This is a genomic window from Serratia sp. S4 (assembly GCF_000347995.1).
Taxonomy (GTDB): Bacteria; Pseudomonadota; Gammaproteobacteria; order Enterobacterales; family Enterobacteriaceae; genus Serratia; species Serratia quinivorans.
On record NZ_KB661120.1, the window covers coordinates 2,050,372 to 2,066,553 of the forward strand.

The window sequence follows — 16,182 nt, forward strand, 5'->3', positions numbered from 1 at the left end:
GGAGGCGAAAGCCTCCCTTTTTTATTGGTGAGGATTTATTTTACTGCGTGCTTTTGCAGATACTGTTCAAACACCGCCAGGGTGTCGCTAGAAATGTGATGTTCAATCCCTTCGCTGTCCAGCTCCGCCGTTTCATTCGGTACGCCGAGGCAAACCAGCAGATCAACCACAATCCGGTGGCGACGCCGTACCTTCTGCGCCAGTTGTTCACCTTCCTCAGTCAGAAAAACCCCACGATAAGGGCGTGACTCCACCAGACCGGCACTTTTCAACCGGGCGATGTTTTTGATCGCGGTAGGGTGCGATACGCCAAAGCGTTTGGCGATATCCGTGGTTCTGGCTTCGCGGGTGGTGACCAGCAGGTCGGCAATCAGCTCAACATAGTCCTCGATCAGCGCATTGGATTGCGCCTCACGAGCGCGGGTGAAGCGCAGGGCATGTTCAGCCTCGTCCGGCATTTCAGCCACCACGGGGCGTTCTGCGTCGTCTGGTGCGCTTGTTGCCATAGTCTGAGACGTCCTTTAAACGATAAACCAGTAAGTTGCAGGTTAATGCAGTTCCGCCATAAGTTAGTCCAAAGACGACGCATTATCAATTCGGCTGGCGTATTCGATGACAATAAGAAATATTTGTACACAAAGGCAGTTAATCTTCCATTTTGCATAAAGTGTAGCCGATGCTACATTGCTGTGAGTGTTGGGCGAAAAATAACCAGAAAAAGATTGAGGGTAAATCATGCGTGATGCGGCAACCACCACATCGTTAACCGAACGAACCAATACGGCAATTGGTAACGCACTTGCCGGGCGCAAGCGTGGTGCATTCACGCCGCTACTGTTCGCCGGCCCTGCAGTGATTGCCTCTATTGCTTATATGGACCCCGGTAATTTCGCTACCAATATTCAGGCCGGTTCGAAATACGGCTACAGCCTGTTATGGGTGGTGGTGATGGCGAACCTGATCGCCATGCTGTTTCAGGCGCTGTCGGCCAAGCTGGGTATCGTCACCAACCGCAATCTGGCGGAAATGTGTCGCGATCAATTTTCTCGTCCGGTGGTCATTGGCATGTGGTTGCTCAGTGAGGTGGCGGCAATGGCTACCGATCTGGCTGAGTTTCTCGGCGGTGCGATAGCGCTGGCGTTACTGTTCAATATGCCGCTGCTGCCAGGCATGGGGGTGACGGCGGTGATCACCTATGCCTTGCTGATGGTGGAGAAGAAAGGTTTCCGTCCGGTAGAACTGATGATCGGCGGCTTGGTCGCGGTGATTGCCCTGTGTTATCTGGTCGAGATGTTTATCGTGCCGGTCGATTGGGCGGCAGCAGGCATGGGCATGGTCACGCCGCAGTTGCCGGATGCACAGGCGTTGACCATTGCCGTCGGTATCATTGGTGCCACTGTGATGCCGCACACCATCTTCCTGCACTCGGGCCTGACCCAGCACCGTGCGCCGGCCAGTGACAGCGGCGAGCGCCGTAAACTGCTGCGTTTTTCCAATATTGAAGTGGTGATTGCGCTATCTATCGCCGGGATGGTGAATATCGCCATGGTGATTATGGCCTCCAGCGCCTTCCATGCCGGTAATAGCGATGTGGCTGAGATCGGAACCGCTTATCATACGCTGACGCCACTGTTTGGTGCCGCCGCCGCCGGTATCTTCCTGATGTCGCTGATTGCCTCCGGGATTTCCAGCTCGGTGGTGGGCACCATGGCGGGCCAGATGATCATGCAGGGCTTTGTCGGTTTCCGCATTCCGGTATGGGTCCGCCGCATGGTGACTATGATCCCGGCGTTCATCGTGGTCGCGTTAGGGGTTAATGCCACGGATGCCCTGGTTTATAGCCAGGTGGTGCTGAGCCTGGCGCTGCCGGCGCCGATGATTGCTCTGGTGATGTTCACCCGCCGTCGCGACATTATGGGCGAATTTGTCAACGGTCGCCTGACCAGCCTGGTGTCAATCATCGGGACGGTGATTATTCTTTTGCTCAATATGGTATTACTGCTGCAGACCTTCGGCGTTGCTATCCCCGGTCTGGGCTAACTGACAAGCCGTGCAGTCGTTGCTGTCACGGCTTGACGTCCATCCATCACTGCTACAAATTCCTCACACCGCCGTCGATCAACAACTCACTGCCGACCATAAAGGCGGACTCGTCAGATGCCAAAAACACCGCCGCCTTGGCTAATTCCAGCGCCGTGCCCATGCGGCCAATCGGTACCAGTGCGCGGATCTCGTCGCGCAGTGCCTGTTCATCGGCATCTTTCAACCCGAGCTTGCCCAGCGCCGGGGTTTCTGTCGGACCGGGGCTGAGGCCGTTAACCCGGATACCGCGCGGATGCAATTCACCGGACAGCGTTCTGGCCAGCGACAGCAGGCCGGCTTTGCTGGCGGCGTAAACGTTGCTTAACGGCAGGCCGATATGCGCGCTGACCGAGCCACACAAAATAATCGACGCCGGATTGGCCAACAGTGGCAACAATGACTGGATCAGAAAGAACGGCCCCTTGAGATTGATATCCATCAGCCGCTGATAGCTCTGCTCATCCCATTCCTGCAACGGGTGGTGGGTGACGTCGCCGGCGTTGATGTACAGCACATCGAGACGTGGCCAATGGCTGGCTAGCTGCTGTGCCAAACTACGCTGATCAGCAATATCCCCGGCATCGCTGCGCAACAACAGAACCTTGCCCAGAGCTGCCCCCGCCGCATCGAGACCACTTTGGCTGCGGCCGGTGATCGCCACGGTGGCACCTTCGGCAATAAACTGACGCGCAGTTTCCAGACCAATACCGCTGGTGCCGCCGGTGATCAACGCATATTTACCTTTAAGTCGTGACATAGCCCACTCCCGTTTGTTGTCTATGCAGGCATTATTTGCGCTATAGTACCTTTTGCATAGTAGACACCTTTTGGATACTAAGGGACAAGGTGGGATGAAATGACCGATGCAGGGCGTTCGATAGCGGAAAAAAATTTAGCGGTGTTACCGGCCGCGGGCGAACCTTGCCCAATGGTGGGCTTTGTGAATCTGGTGGCGGGGAAATGGGCGATCCCGATCCTCTACCGACTGATACTGATCGACAGCCCGGTGCGTTTCAGCGAGTTGCAGCGTGCCGTGGCACCGATCGCCCAGAAAGAGCTGACACGCCAACTGCGGCAGTTTGAACAGCGCGGCCTGGTCACGCGGCAGGTGTTCCCGGAAGTCCCGCCGCGCGTTGAATACCAGATTACACCGCTGGGCAAAACGCTGCGCCCGACGCTCGACTCGTTGGCCAACTGGATGCGCACACACGCACCCCAGTTGATAGAAGATTAGTCGCCAATGCCCGGCGGGTTGATGGTAGAGCGTGGGACCTTCTCATCGCGCTCGCCCCAACGGTCCAGCACCTGACCATACTCGCCGCTGGCGATCACCCCATTGATGGCGGCATTGATGGCCGCAACCAGACCGTCATCCTTTTTGGTGGTCACCGCCACATAGGCCACGTTCGGTCCAATGCCGACCATTTTGGTTTTGCCGGTCAGTGCCGCTTTGTAGGCGCCGGTAGAGTGGGGGCCGAAGTAGGCGTCGACGCGTCCGGACTGAATGCTCAGGTTGGCGGCCGCGTCATCGGTGACATAAATTGGCTGCACCGGCGGCAGGCCGTTGGCGCGGTTCTGTTTATCCCAGCCAAGCAGGATATTTTCCTGATTGGTCCCCGAGCCGACAATAACCCGCAGCCCGGCAATGTCCGCAGGTTGGTTGATTGAGGTGATTTTGCTGGTGGATTTCACATAAAAACCCAGCGTATCCACGCGGTAGGTGGCGAAATCAAACTTGGTCTTGCGCAGTTTGGTGACGGCAATATTGAAAATGGCGGCATCGTACTTGCCCGAACTGATCCCGAGTGGCCAGTCTTCCCAGGAAGTGGGCACCAGATTCAGTTCCAGCCCCAGGCTGTCCGCCACCAGTTGTGCAATATCCGGGTCGCTGCCAATCAGCGTTTTATTGTCTTCGGCAAACAGCGCCAGCGGCGGGGAGTTTTCAGACGCCACCGCTACGGTCAGCTTGCCCGGTACGGCAAAAGGGTAATTCGCCGGGATCAGTGCCACCGCGGCCGGGTTTTTCGCTGCACGCAAATGTTGCTGATTAGCCTGCAGGTCAATAATGCTTTTGGTTTCAGCCGCTACGTGGCCGCACAGCAGCAGCGCGCTCAGTACCAGGGTTTTGCCTCGCATGTGGTTACCTATCCTTTTTTAATCATAGGGTTACTATTGGCGGCGGCAACAGGCAAGTAAAGCAACAATAGTGAATAACCAAAGTAAAAAAAATCAGATGAATGCCGCTGGGCAACGCTGACAGCGGCGCGATTACCCTGACCGGTTGTCTGATTCTGCATCACTCAACGCGGAAAGTGCGCAATCAGGTTGAAAGCAGTAGAATTTGTCACTCATACTGCGTACAGCTTATTTTCTTCTACAAGGAACGCCAGATGGCCGAAGAAACGATTTTCAGTAAAATTATCCGCCGCGAAATTCCTGCTGATGTGGTTTATCAGGATGAACTGGTCACCGCTTTCCGTGATATTTCACCTCAGGCTCCGACCCATATTCTGATCGTACCCAATGTGCTGATCCCCACCATCAATGACGTCACCGTTGAGCACGAGGCCGCTCTGGGCCGCATGATCACCGCCGCCGCCAGGATTGCCGAGCAGGAAGGCATCGCCGAAGACGGCTACCGTCTGATTATCAATTGCAATCGCCATGGCGGCCAGGAGGTCTATCATATTCATATGCATTTGGTCGGTGGCCGCTCCCTGGGGCCGCTGCTGTCACGCTAATCGAGGAAAATAATGCGCTATAGCAAACCCCTGCGTTGTCTGATGGCGCTGACGTTACCCGCTATCATACTGATGGGCTGTAGCAGCCCGCGTGGCATTGCGGTTAACGACCGCCAGACGGTAGTGATGGATTCGCCGGTGCTGACCGCGGGCATTCTGGCAGACAATCCGTCGATTTCGAATGCTTCCGGGCGGGTGATGGCGACTTCGGAACTCAGCAACAGTCAACCAACGCCGGTCACGGTGCACTATCGCTTCTACTGGTATGACGATCAGGGGTTGGATATACGGCCTTTTGAAGCGCCGCGCACCATCACTATTGCGCCAAATTCAGACGCCACCATTTACTCGCTCAATGGCAACCTCGATGCCAAGCGCGTGCGCCTGTATCTATTCTTGTAAACTCTTGGTTCATTGAGAGAGGGATTAATGAAAAAGTATCTATTTGTCGCGCTGGCCGCGTTGGTGTTAACCGGTTGTCTGTCGCGCCCACCGGAGCCGGAACAACCACAACCGCCGGTAACCGTTGAGCCGGTGACGCCGCCGGTGGTCGAAGAGCCACAGCCGCCGGTGACCGAACCGGTGCCGCAACCGCCAAAGATCCAGCAGCTTGATTGGCTGAGCAGCGTACAGCCGCTGGTGAATCAGATGCTGAAAGCCGATGGCGTTAATCCGGGCAGCGTGCTGCTGCTCGACAGCGTGAAGAACAACACCAACGGTTCATTGCAGACTGCGAAAGCGACTTCCGCACTGCACAAGGCTTTGGCTTCAAATCAAACCTTCTCCATCGTGCCGGAAGCGCAGTTGGCCACCGCCAAACAGACGCTGGGCCTGTCGGCGGATGACAGCCTGGGTTCACGCAGCAAGGCGATTGGTCTGGCGCGTATCGTTAGCGCGCAGTATGTGCTGTACAGCGACGTCAGTGGTGATGTGAAGTCACCTACGCTGGATATGCAATTGATGCTGGTGCAAAGCGGTGAAATCGTCTGGTCAGGCAATGGCGCCGTTACACACTGAAGCCGCACTGCGAAGACTGATTGAGCACGAACTGCCGGCGGTGAAAACCGCCGGTTGTCGTTTCAGCCCGGTGCAGGGACTGACCGGTGAAAGCTGGCGGATTGAAGGCGAGGGCGTGCAGCTATTAGCTCGCCAGCAAAGCGCAGAGAAAAGCGCGTTGGGCGTCAGTCGCCGGCGTGAGGCGCGGGTGCTGTGTCGTGTCGGTAAGGACATTGGGCCGCAGGTTTTAGCGCAGAATAATCAGTGGATTATCTTGCAATGGCTCACTGGTGACGTTGTCACTGAGGCGAATTTTATCCGCTTGAATGAGGGCGGCAATCTGGCTGAGTTGATGGCCGGTTTGCATCAACGGTCGCCCAGTGGTTACCCGCTGAGCCTGCATCGGCAGTTTACTCGCTACTGGCAGCAGCTGGATCCCCGACGCCTGACACCCGCCTGGCTAAAGTTGCATCAGCGTTTTCTGCGTCGTCGGCCCCCAACGCCGCTAAAACTGGCTCCCCTGCATATGGATATTCATCCGGGCAATCTGATTGCACAGGGCCAGGGCTTGCGGCTGATTGATTGGGAGTATGCGGCCGACGGAGATATCGCGCTGGATATCGCCGCACTGTTTCGCGGCAATGCCTGGTCGCCAGCCGAACAACTGCGATTTTTGCGGCATTATGCTCGCATCGGCTACTCAAATTTACCCTTGCTGAGCGCACAGGTGCAGCGTTGGTTGCCGTGGGTAGATTATCTGATGCTGTTATGGTTTGAAGTGCGCTGGCAACAAACCGGCGATCCCGAATTTTTGCGCTGGGGCGCAGTGTTGCACCGGCGTTTTTGTTTAACATCCCCATGTTCTGAATAAATAGTGAAGTGAGGTGGCCGTGGGCCCAGTAATGTTAGATGTCGCCAGCTATGAGCTGGACGCAGAAGAACGTGAGATCCTGCAACACCCGATGGTGGGCGGCCTGATCTTGTTCACCCGCAATTTCCACGATGCGCAACAGTTGCGCGAGCTGGTACGCCAAATCCGCGAGGCTTCTCACGATCGGCTGGTGGTGGCGGTGGATCAGGAAGGTGGCCGTGTGCAGCGCTTCCGCGAGGGTTTCACCCGTCTGCCGGCGGCGCAGTCATTCGCCGCATTAAACGAAGTGCATGAGGGCGGGCGTCTGGCACAGGAAGCGGGCTGGTTGATGGCGGCGGAAATGATCGCGCAGGATATCGATATCAGTTTTGCCCCGGTACTGGATATTGGCCACGTCAGTGCGGCGATTGGCGAGCGTTCGTTCCACAGCGATCCGCAGCAGGCGCTGGCGATGGCCGAGCGCTTCATTCTGGGCATGCACAGCGCCGGGATGAAAACCACCGGCAAGCATTTCCCTGGCCACGGTGCCGTCAGTGCGGACTCGCACAAAGAAACCCCGCGCGATCCGCGTCCGCTCGCTGAGATCCGTGAACATGATATGGCGATCTTCCGTGAATTGATTAACCGTCAGCTGCTCGACGCCGTGATGCCGGCACACGTCATCTATACTGAAGCAGACCCACGTCCCGCCAGCGGATCGCCTTACTGGCTAAAACAGATCCTGCGTCAGGAATTGGGCTTTGATGGCGTTATCTTCTCGGACGATCTGTCGATGGAAGGGGCGGCGATTATGGGCAGTTATGCCGAGCGCGGCCAGGCAGCACTGGATGCCGGTTGTGACATGATCCTGGTGTGTAATAACCGCGCAGGGGCGGTCAGCGTGCTGGATAACCTGTCCCCGGTCAAAGCAGAGCGGGTGAAGCGGTTATATCATCGCGGTCAGTTCACCCGTCAGGAGCTGCGTGATTCTGCGCGCTGGCAACAGGCGCATAAAGAACTGAATGCGCTCAGCGAACGCTGGGAAGAGCACAAACAGCGTAATGCCGGGTGAACCCAGGACGTCGTAGTGCGGCGTAAATGATGAGGGCTGCGGCGCGGCCCTCCGTTTGTTGCGAGGATCCAGATGATTATCTATTTACATGGCTTTGATTCCACCAGTCCCGGCAATCATGAAAAGGTATTACAGCTACAGTTTATCGATCCTGACGTACGCTTTATCAGTTACAGCACCTTGCACCCACGCCATGACATGCAGCATTTGTTGAAAGAAGTGGACAAGGCGGTTCAGCAGGGAGGCGACAAACATTCGCTGATCTGCGGAGTGGGCCTCGGGGGTTTTTGGGCCGAACGTATCGGCTTCCTGTGCGGTATCCGCCAGGTGATCTTCAACCCCAATTTGTCTCCTGAACAACATATGCAAGGCAAAATCGATCGGCCGGAAGAGTATCGCGATATCGCCACCAAGTGCGTGGAGGACTTCCGTGAGAAAAACCGCGATCGCTGTCTGGCGGTGCTTTCCCGCCACGACGAGGTGCTGGACAGCCAGCTCAGTGCTGAACTGTTGCACAAATACTATGAAATTGTCTGGGATGAACAACAGACCCACAAGTTTAAAAACCTGTCGCCACATCTGCAACGCATCAAGGCATTCAAGACCCTGCCTTAACAGTTTCATAACGCCTGAAAGAGCCGCAATGATTGTTCTGAACAGACAAGAATTGCGGTATTTCTTTGCCTGAAAGCCCCGTTTTTCCCGTTGAGGGACAAAATTTAAAACTGTGATCTCGCGCTAACTATTTGAATCACAATCCTCAAAATTTCGCTTCGTCCAGGCTTTAACCAAAAAAGTTTGATGTACATCAATTTTGGTATGACCAAATAACCCCACATGCTATTCTGACTTCAGATAGCAGGTTTATTTTAAGCGAACCCTATGTATTCTAAGGATATTATTTCTTTACCCTTAGGTAACAATTGGTTCACATTTAGGGGGTTATTTTGACAACGCCAAAGAAAAAAATCGTCATTGTCGGCGGTGGTGCCGGTGGTCTGGAACTGGCGACCAGCCTGGGCCATAAACTCGGTCGTAAGCACAAAGCAGAAATCACGCTGGTGGACCGCAATCACAGCCATCTGTGGAAACCTTTGCTGCATGAAGTAGCAACCGGCTCCCTTGATGACGGCGTCGACGCGCTGAGCTACCTGGCACACGCACGCAATCACTCTTTCAATTTCCAGCTGGGTTCGCTGACCAACATTAATCGCGAAACGCAAACCCTGCAGTTGGCGCAAATCTGCGACGAGCACGGTGCTGAACTGGTTCCTGCACGCGAACTGCCTTACGACATCCTGGTGATGGCGCTGGGTAGCACCTCGAACGATTTCGGTACTGCCGGCGTGAAAGATCACTGTATCTTCCTGGACAACCCCCACCAGGCGCGTCGTTTCCACAACGAAATGCTGAACCTGTTCCTCAAGTTCTCGGCGCAGCCAGGGCAAAAAGAGCGGGTGAATATCGCCATCGTCGGCGGTGGTGCCACCGGTGTGGAACTGTCTGCAGAGCTGCATAACGCGGTGAAGCAACTGCACAGCTATGGTTTTGAAGGCCTGGACAACAGCGCGCTGAACGTGACCCTGGTCGAAGCGGGCGAGCGTATTCTGCCTGCACTGCCGCCGCGTATTTCCGCTGCCGCGCATCAGGAACTGAATAAACTGGGCGTGCGCGTGCTGACCAACACCATGGTCACCAGTGCGGATGCCAACGGCCTGAACACCAAGGGCGGCGAATTTATCGATGCCGATTTGATGGTGTGGGCGGCCGGCATCAAGGCACCGGACTTTATGAAGGATATCGCCGGGCTGGAAACCAACCGCATTAATCAGCTGGTGGTGGAACCTACGCTGCAGACCACGCGCGATCCGAATATTTTCGCTATCGGTGACTGTGCTTCCTGTCCGAAAGAGGGCGGTGGCTTTGTGCCACCTCGCGCCCAGTCGGCGCACCAGATGGCATCCCGCTGCTTCACCAACATTCTGGCGCTGATGAACGGCCAGACGCTGAAGCCGTACGTGTATAAAGACCACGGTTCGCTGGTGTCTCTGTCCCGTTTCAGCACCGTTGGCAGCCTGATGGGCAACCTGATGCGCGGTTCGATGATGGTTGAAGGCCGCATTGCGCGCTTCGTCTATATCTCGCTGTACCGTATGCACCAGGTCGCTTTACACGGCTATATCAAAACCGGCCTGATGATGCTGGTCGGTGGCATCAACCGGGTGATCCGCCCACGGTTGAAAATGCACTGACAGTCTCCTGAGAACGACCCACCCACGCCGGTTCGCCCGCGTGGGTTTTTTTATGCCGGTCCCCGTGCGATAGGGCAGTTACGGGCTGATTGTTCAGCACAATGTCCCGTGATTATGGGTAAAAATCTTAAGATTCCTCCTAAACACTGGGGGTAAGGGCGATTTCCAGCATCTTTGGTCACATTGTCTTATTGCGAGGTTCTGGAACATTGTGCAGACTTTATCTTGTTTACAGACGGCGCGTCGCGCACGCCGTAAACCGGAATACCACGTGCCGCCAATGCGCAAAATAATAAGCGCGGTGCAATGTCGGTAAAATCCCCGGTACAAATGCGTGGTAACACTTTCAGGAGGATTTCCTGTGAACAAGTCAATGTTAGCCGGTGTGGGTATTGGTATTGCAGCAGCTCTGGGTATTGCTGCGGTGGCCAGTCTTGATGTTTTTTCTTCGGGTCCGCAATACGCGCAGGTTCTTGCCGCAACGCCGATCAAAGAAACCATCAAAACACCGCGTCAGGAATGCCGCAATGTAACCGTCACTCATCGTGCGCCAGTGCAGGATGAGAACCGCATTGCCGGTTCGGTTCTGGGTGCAGTAGCCGGTGGCGTTATTGGTCATCAGTTCGGTGGTGGTCGCGGTCGTGATGTGGCGACGGTGGTGGGTGCCTTGGGCGGCGGTTACGCCGGTAACCAGGTGCAGGGTGCGATGCAGAATAACGACAGCACCACCAGCACGCAGCAGCGTTGCAGAACGGTCTACGACAAATCACAGAAAATGCTGGGTTACGACGTGACCTACAAGATTGGCACTCAGCAGGGCAAGATCCGTATGGACCACGATCCCGGCACCCAGATCCCGCTGGATAAAAGCGGCCAACTGGTGCTGAATAAAGCCTAATCAACAGACAAGAATTAAACCCGCGGACAGTGTTAGTTCTGATCGTTTAACGCAGTTAAGCGAGCGGCATTAATATTGACGCGGGTTTCTGTATTCTTAATCCCCACCGTTTTATCCCCAGGCCAGTTCTGACGTGATTTCCGACCTAATGTATCCGTGCGATTTATCCGGGCATACCTTCAATAGTGCAACAGTGTTTGTTATATTATTGTGCAGTTGAGTGGGTGTGATGGCGTCATCTCGCACCGGCCCAGTCCAGGTATTTGGTCTCCCGGAGACAGAGATAAAAACATGTTAGATTTTCGCTTTCCGACTGCAATGCAAATGGTACTTAGCGTGGCCGTGGCTGAGAAGCTGGGCGTGCGTTCGACCAGCGCGGTGCTTGCCGCCGGTCTGGAAGCCAACCCCAGTTTTATCCGCAAGCTGATGGTGCCCTTGACCAAAAATGGCATCATCGTTTCGACCCTGGGCCGTAACGGCTCGATTCATCTGGGCCGCCCGGCGGAGCAGATCACCCTGCGAGATATCTACCTTTCCGTTATCGAAGATAAACGCATTTGGGCCGCCCGACCGGAAGGGCCGGCGCGTTGTCTGGTCAGTGCCAACGCCTGTTGGTATTTCAAGTCGGTGGTGAACGAAGCGGAAGAGGCATCGCTGAACGTGCTGGCGGGCTACACGGTAGCGGATTCCCTGGCCGAGCTGGAGCGGGGCGATAAACGTGCCTGCGCGGCATATGCAATGCAAGACGTGAAAGACGAAGAGACAGCAGAAAAATAGTCTGCGGTAGATGCGGTATAAAGCATAAGACAAAGAAAAGCCCGGTTTAAAAAAAACCGGGCTTTTTTGTGGCTATAGTGGGCGAATTATTCCGCCACTGGTTGCCGCGTTTTGCGTGTCACCATACGGCGCAGGGTGACGTAGAACACTGGGGTCAGGAACAGCCCAAACAGTGTGACGCCCAGCATGCCGGAGAATACCGTGATGCCGGTGACGCCGCGCACTTCGGCACCGGCACCGTGCCCGAGGATCAACGGAATAGTCCCGGCGATAAAGGCGATGGAGGTCATTACAATCGGCCGCAGTCGCAGACGACAGGCTTCCAAAGCCGCTTCCATAATGCTTTTGCCCTGTAGCTCCAGTTCACGGGCGAACTCGACGATCAAAATGGCGTTCTTACAGGCCAGACCCATCAACACTACCAGCCCAACCTGCACGAACACGTTGTTGTCACCGCCGGTCAGCCAGACCCCGAACAGTGCCGACAGCATGGTCATCGGCACGATCAGGATCACCGCCAATGGCAGCGTCCAGCTTTCGTACAAGGCTGCCAGCGCCAGGAAGGCCAGCAACACCGCCACCGGGAAGACAATAATGGCCGCATTGCCCTGGGTGGACTGCTGATAGCTCAGATCGGTCCACTGAATGTTCATGCCGTTCGGCAACAGCTTGTTGGCCATGACCGTCAGTTCACTCATGGCCTGCGACGATGACAGTACTCGCGGATCGGCATCACCAATCAGGTCTGCCGCCGGGAAACCGTTGTAACGGATCACCGGATCCGGGCCGTAGGTGGTGCTGATGCTGACCATGCTGCCAATCGGCACCATTTCCCCCTTATCGTTACGGGTGCGCAGGTTGGCGATGTCCTCCACGCTGTCGCGGAATTGACCGTCGGCCTGCGCCATCACCTTCCAGGTGCGGCCATAGCGGTTGAAGTCATTGATATAAGACGAACCGAGATAGGTTTGCAAGGTGCTGAACAGGGCATTGAGCGGCACGCCTTGTGCCTTGGCCTTGTCGCGGTCAATTTTCGCGTCCAGCTGCGGTACGTTGGCCTGATAAGACGAGATTGGGAAACCCATGCCCGGAGTTTGCATGATTGCGCCCGACATGGTGTTGATTGCGGTTTGCAACGCGCCATAGCCCAGACCGGCACGGTCCTGAATATACAGGGAGTAACCGGAACCCTGGCCGATACCGAGGATTGGTGGCGGCATAATCGAGAACGCAAACCCTTCCTGGATCTGTGAAATCTTGGCGTTAATCTCGGCATTGATCTGCGCCGCGCTGCGGGTACGGGTGCTTAATGACTCCAGCGCAAAGAACACGGTGCCGGTGTTGGGCGTATTGGTAAACTGCAATGCATTCAGCCCGGGGAAGGAAACCGCATCCGTCACCCCGTCGACGCTCAGGCCGATGGCGCTCATCTTGCGGATCACCGCGTCGGTACGTTCCAGCGACGCGCCCTCCGGCATTTTCACGCCGCCAATCAAATAAAGCTTGTCCTGAGTCGGAATGAAGCCACCGGGCACGGTTTTAAACATCACCCCGGCGGCGCACAGCAACAGCACATACACCACGAATACCGCGCCGCGTTTGCCCAGCGCCCGGGAAACCCCACGTTGATAACGTTGTGAGCTGCTGGCAAAGAAGCGGTTAAACGGACGGAACAGCCAACCAAACAACCGATCAATCAGGCGTGATGGCATGTCTTTCGGTGCGCCATGCGGCTTCAGCAGCAGCGCCGCCAACGCCGGTGACAGGGTCAGCGAGTTGATAGCCGAGATCACGGTCGAAATGGCGATAGTCACGGCGAACTGCTTATAAAACTGGCCGGTGACGCCGGATAGAAACGCCATCGGCACGAACACTGCGCACAGCACGACGGCGATGGCAATAATCGGGCCGGACACTTCACGCATTGCCTGGTGCGCCGCCGCCAGCGGTGACAGACCTTCCTCGATATTACGCTCGACGTTTTCCACCACCACAATGGCATCATCGACCACGATACCTATGGCCAGCACCAGTCCGAACAGGCTCAGGGTGTTGAGCGAAAAGCCCAACAAATAGAGCGCCGCAAAGGTACCGACGATGGAGATGGGGACCGCCAGCAGCGGGATGATCGACGCACGCCAGGTTTGCAGAAACAGGATCACCACCAGAACCACCAGCAGCACCGCTTCGAGCAGGGTATCCACCACCGAGCTGATCGAATCGCGCACGAATACCGTCGGGTCGTACGGGGATTGCCAGCTCATGCCGTCCGGAAAGCGGGTCGACAGCTCGGCCATTTTGGCCCGCACCGCGTTGGACAGCTCGATAGCATTGGCCCCCGGAGCCTGGAAGATACCAATCCCCACCGCGTCTTTGTTATTGAGCTGGGCACGCAGCGCGTAGCTGCCGGAGCCCATTTCAATGCGTGCGACGTCGCGCAGGCGAACGACTTCGCCGTTGTCGCCGCTCTTGAGGATAATATTGCCGAACTCTTCCTCGGTCTGCAGACGGCCCTGCGCATTGATCGACAGCAGATAATCACTGCGGGTCGGCATCGGTTCCGCACCCAGTTGGCCGGCAGAAACCTGCACGTTCTGCTCCTGCATGGCGGAAACCACGTCAGAGGCGGTCAACCCGCGTGAGGCAACCTTATTCGGATCCAGCCAAATACGCATGGCGTACTCACCGGCACCGAAAATCTGTACCTGGCCGATACCGGGCAGGCGGGCCAGCTCATCCTTGACCTTCAGAGTGGCGTAGTTGCGCAGGTAGAGCGAATCGTATTTACCGGAAGGGGAGACCAGATGGACCACCAGCGTCAGGGCCGGGGATTGCTTCTGGGTCGTCACCCCTTGCCGCCGCACATCCTCAGGCAGGCGTGCTTCGGCCTGCGCCACGCGGTTTTGTACCTGCACCTGTGCCTGATCGGGGTCTGTTCCTGGGCGGAAGGTGACGGTGGTGACCAGCACGCCGTCAGAACCGGCCACCGACTTCATGTACATCATGTTTTCGACGCCGTTGATTGCCTCTTCCAGCGGGGTTGCCACCGTTTCAGCGATCTCTTTCGGGTTAGCGCCGGGGTATTGAGCACGTACCTGCACGCTGGGCGGCACCACGTCCGGGTATTCGCTGATCGGCAGCAGCGGGATGGCAATAACACCGCCGACAAAAATCAGAATCGACAGTACCGCGGCAAATATCGGCCGGTCGATGAAAAAACGGGAAAAGTCCATGGATCAGGATCCTTTACTGGGGCTTAGTTAAGCGCGGAAGCGTCGGCGTTGATCGCCACGTTTTTGGCAGCGACCGGCATACCCGGCATAAACACTTTTTGCATGCCGTCGACGATCACCCGGTCACCGGCAGACAGCCCCTTCTGTACAATGCGTAGCCCGCCGGCCACCCGGCCCACTTCGATATCGCGTCGTTGCGCCTTGCCGTCCTTATCGACGATATAAACAAACTTGCGATCCTGATCGGTCATTACCGATTTATCGTTGATTAACATGGCATTGAACTCGGCACTGCCGGGCATCTGCACCCGGGCGAATAGCCCTGGAGTGAAGCGACGCTCCGCGTTTTCCAGTTGGGCGCGCATGCGAATAGTGCCGGTACCGGCATTCAGTTGGTTGTCGGTAAAATCAACGATGCCCTGATGCGGATAACCGTCTTCGCCGACCAGCCCGACTTTCACCGGCAGTTTTGTCGTGCGTCGCCCATCGTTTTGGTAACGCAGAAAAGTGGCTTCATCGACGTCGAAATAGACATAAACCTTGTCGAGCGACACCAGCGTGGTGAGTACGCTGGCGCTGTCGCCGGTGGTCACCAGGTTACCGGCGGTGATCATCGCGCGGCTGGCGCGCCCGTCAATCGGCGCAATCACTCGGGTAAAGTCGAGGTTCAGTTGCGCCAGGTCGAATTGGGCCTGAGCCGCCAATACGTTGCTTTGTGCCTGCGCGGCGGAGGAGCGGCGTTGTTCCCACACCTCGGTCGATATTGCCTGGCTACCGATCAGTTTTTCGGTACGTCCGGATTCGCTGCGGGCCAGTGCCGCCTGATTGCGTGCCCGAACCAGTTCGGCCTGGGCCTGCTCACGAGCAGCGCGGTAGGTACGATCGTCGATGGTGAACAGCACCTGGCCTTTTTTCACTTCATCGCCTTCGGTGTAATTCACTTTATCGATATAGCCGGAAACCCGTGGCCGTAGCTGGACGCTTTGCACCGCCTCGATGCGACCGTTAAAAGCGTCCCATTGGCTGATGGGTTTTATCACCACGTCGGCGGTGCTGACGGCCGGTGGAGGGGGCGCCGCATTGTGAGCGACGCTGTTGTCACACCCGGCCAGCAGAGCGACCAGCAACGCGACGGCAGAGAGGCGAGTGCTGATACCGATGCCGCTTTGGCGACGGCGTGAATGGAACAATGAGTTTGGCTGGCTTGGCATTATTTTTCTTTCCAGTAGTAAGCACGATCTGGCGATACACCCGGCCCTGTTATCCGGGTAACTTCCCTGG

The 16,182-nt window shown here is 56.4% G+C and carries 16 protein-coding genes; 11 read left to right on the forward strand and 5 right to left on the reverse strand.

Annotated elements, in window-relative coordinates; all coding sequences use genetic code 11:
- Positions 1 to 35 precede the first annotated feature (35 nt).
- Positions 36 to 506, reverse strand: coding sequence for a manganese-binding transcriptional regulator MntR (gene mntR / locus SERS4_RS0110340; protein ID WP_012006339.1), 471 nt, complete (start codon positions 504 to 506; stop codon positions 36 to 38).
- Positions 507 to 735: 229 nt separating this feature from the next.
- Between mntR and SERS4_RS0110345 the strand changes: the two genes are divergently transcribed.
- Positions 736 to 2,040: an Nramp family divalent metal transporter gene (locus tag SERS4_RS0110345; RefSeq protein WP_017892429.1), complete on the forward strand. Its 1,305-nt coding sequence runs from the start codon at positions 736 to 738 to the stop codon at positions 2,038 to 2,040.
- A gap of 52 nt (positions 2,041 to 2,092) precedes the next feature.
- Here the strand turns inward: SERS4_RS0110345 and SERS4_RS0110350 are convergent, their stop codons facing one another.
- Positions 2,093 to 2,839 (reverse strand): SDR family oxidoreductase, encoded by a 747-nt coding sequence (locus tag SERS4_RS0110350; protein ID WP_017892430.1) that lies wholly within the window; start codon positions 2,837 to 2,839, stop codon positions 2,093 to 2,095.
- A 99-nt stretch (positions 2,840 to 2,938) separates the two neighbouring features.
- On the opposite strand from SERS4_RS0110350, the gene SERS4_RS0110355 reads away from it, so the two are divergent.
- Positions 2,939 to 3,316 (forward strand): helix-turn-helix domain-containing protein, encoded by a 378-nt coding sequence (locus SERS4_RS0110355; protein WP_017892431.1) that lies wholly within the window; start codon positions 2,939 to 2,941, stop codon positions 3,314 to 3,316.
- On the opposite strand, the gene SERS4_RS0110360 is transcribed toward SERS4_RS0110355, so the two are convergent.
- Complete coding sequence (locus tag SERS4_RS0110360; protein WP_017892432.1) at positions 3,313 to 4,218, reverse strand: ABC transporter substrate-binding protein; 906 nt, start codon at positions 4,216 to 4,218, stop codon at positions 3,313 to 3,315. The genes SERS4_RS0110355 and SERS4_RS0110360 overlap by 4 nt on opposite strands.
- 254 nt (positions 4,219 to 4,472) lie before the next feature.
- Here SERS4_RS0110360 and hinT point away from each other — a divergent pair, with 254 nt between their 5' ends.
- The 9 genes from hinT to SERS4_RS0110405 all read left to right on the forward strand — a co-directional run bounded on the left by hinT (position 4,473) and on the right by SERS4_RS0110405 (position 11,668).
- Complete coding sequence (gene hinT, locus SERS4_RS0110365) at positions 4,473 to 4,823, forward strand: purine nucleoside phosphoramidase (RefSeq protein WP_026142310.1); 351 nt, start codon at positions 4,473 to 4,475, stop codon at positions 4,821 to 4,823.
- Between the two features lie 12 nt (positions 4,824 to 4,835).
- Positions 4,836 to 5,225 carry a YcfL family protein gene (locus SERS4_RS0110370; protein ID WP_012006345.1) on the forward strand — a complete coding sequence of 130 codons (390 nt, stop codon included), beginning with the start codon at positions 4,836 to 4,838 and terminating at the stop codon, positions 5,223 to 5,225.
- Positions 5,226 to 5,252: 27 nt separating this feature from the next.
- Positions 5,253 to 5,840, forward strand: coding sequence for a penicillin-binding protein activator LpoB (lpoB, locus tag SERS4_RS0110375; RefSeq protein ID WP_012006346.1), 588 nt, complete (start codon positions 5,253 to 5,255; stop codon positions 5,838 to 5,840).
- Positions 5,821 to 6,690 carry a phosphotransferase gene (locus SERS4_RS0110380; RefSeq protein ID WP_017892434.1) on the forward strand — a complete coding sequence of 290 codons (870 nt, stop codon included), beginning with the start codon at positions 5,821 to 5,823 and terminating at the stop codon, positions 6,688 to 6,690. Before lpoB ends, SERS4_RS0110380 begins: the two co-directional genes overlap by 20 nt.
- Before the next feature lie 31 nt (positions 6,691 to 6,721).
- The gene (gene nagZ, locus SERS4_RS0110385; RefSeq protein ID WP_012006348.1) at positions 6,722 to 7,741 is read left to right on the forward strand and encodes a beta-N-acetylhexosaminidase; all 1,020 of its coding nucleotides are present in this window, start codon (positions 6,722 to 6,724) and stop codon (positions 7,739 to 7,741) included.
- A 72-nt stretch (positions 7,742 to 7,813) separates the two neighbouring features.
- Positions 7,814 to 8,356 (forward strand): alpha/beta hydrolase YcfP, encoded by a 543-nt coding sequence (gene ycfP / locus SERS4_RS0110390; protein WP_017892435.1) that lies wholly within the window; start codon positions 7,814 to 7,816, stop codon positions 8,354 to 8,356.
- Positions 8,357 to 8,688: 332 nt separating this feature from the next.
- Positions 8,689 to 9,993, forward strand: a complete 1,305-nt coding sequence (locus tag SERS4_RS0110395) for an NAD(P)/FAD-dependent oxidoreductase (RefSeq protein ID WP_012006350.1) — start codon at positions 8,689 to 8,691, stop codon at positions 9,991 to 9,993.
- Positions 9,994 to 10,354: 361 nt separating this feature from the next.
- Complete coding sequence (locus SERS4_RS0110400) at positions 10,355 to 10,891, forward strand: glycine zipper 2TM domain-containing protein (RefSeq protein WP_012006351.1); 537 nt, start codon at positions 10,355 to 10,357, stop codon at positions 10,889 to 10,891.
- A gap of 291 nt (positions 10,892 to 11,182) precedes the next feature.
- Positions 11,183 to 11,668, forward strand: coding sequence for an Rrf2 family transcriptional regulator (locus SERS4_RS0110405; protein ID WP_012006352.1), 486 nt, complete (start codon positions 11,183 to 11,185; stop codon positions 11,666 to 11,668).
- Positions 11,669 to 11,754: 86 nt separating this feature from the next.
- On the opposite strand, the gene sdeB is transcribed toward SERS4_RS0110405, so the two are convergent.
- Together sdeB and SERS4_RS0110415 are read right to left on the reverse strand one after the other, a co-directional pair.
- Positions 11,755 to 14,901: a multidrug efflux RND transporter permease subunit SdeB gene (sdeB, locus tag SERS4_RS0110410; protein ID WP_017892438.1), complete on the reverse strand. Its 3,147-nt coding sequence runs from the start codon at positions 14,899 to 14,901 to the stop codon at positions 11,755 to 11,757.
- Between the two features lie 23 nt (positions 14,902 to 14,924).
- Positions 14,925 to 16,112, reverse strand: a complete 1,188-nt coding sequence (locus SERS4_RS0110415; protein WP_017892439.1) for an efflux RND transporter periplasmic adaptor subunit — start codon at positions 16,110 to 16,112, stop codon at positions 14,925 to 14,927.
- Positions 16,113 to 16,182: the final 70 nt, after the last annotated feature.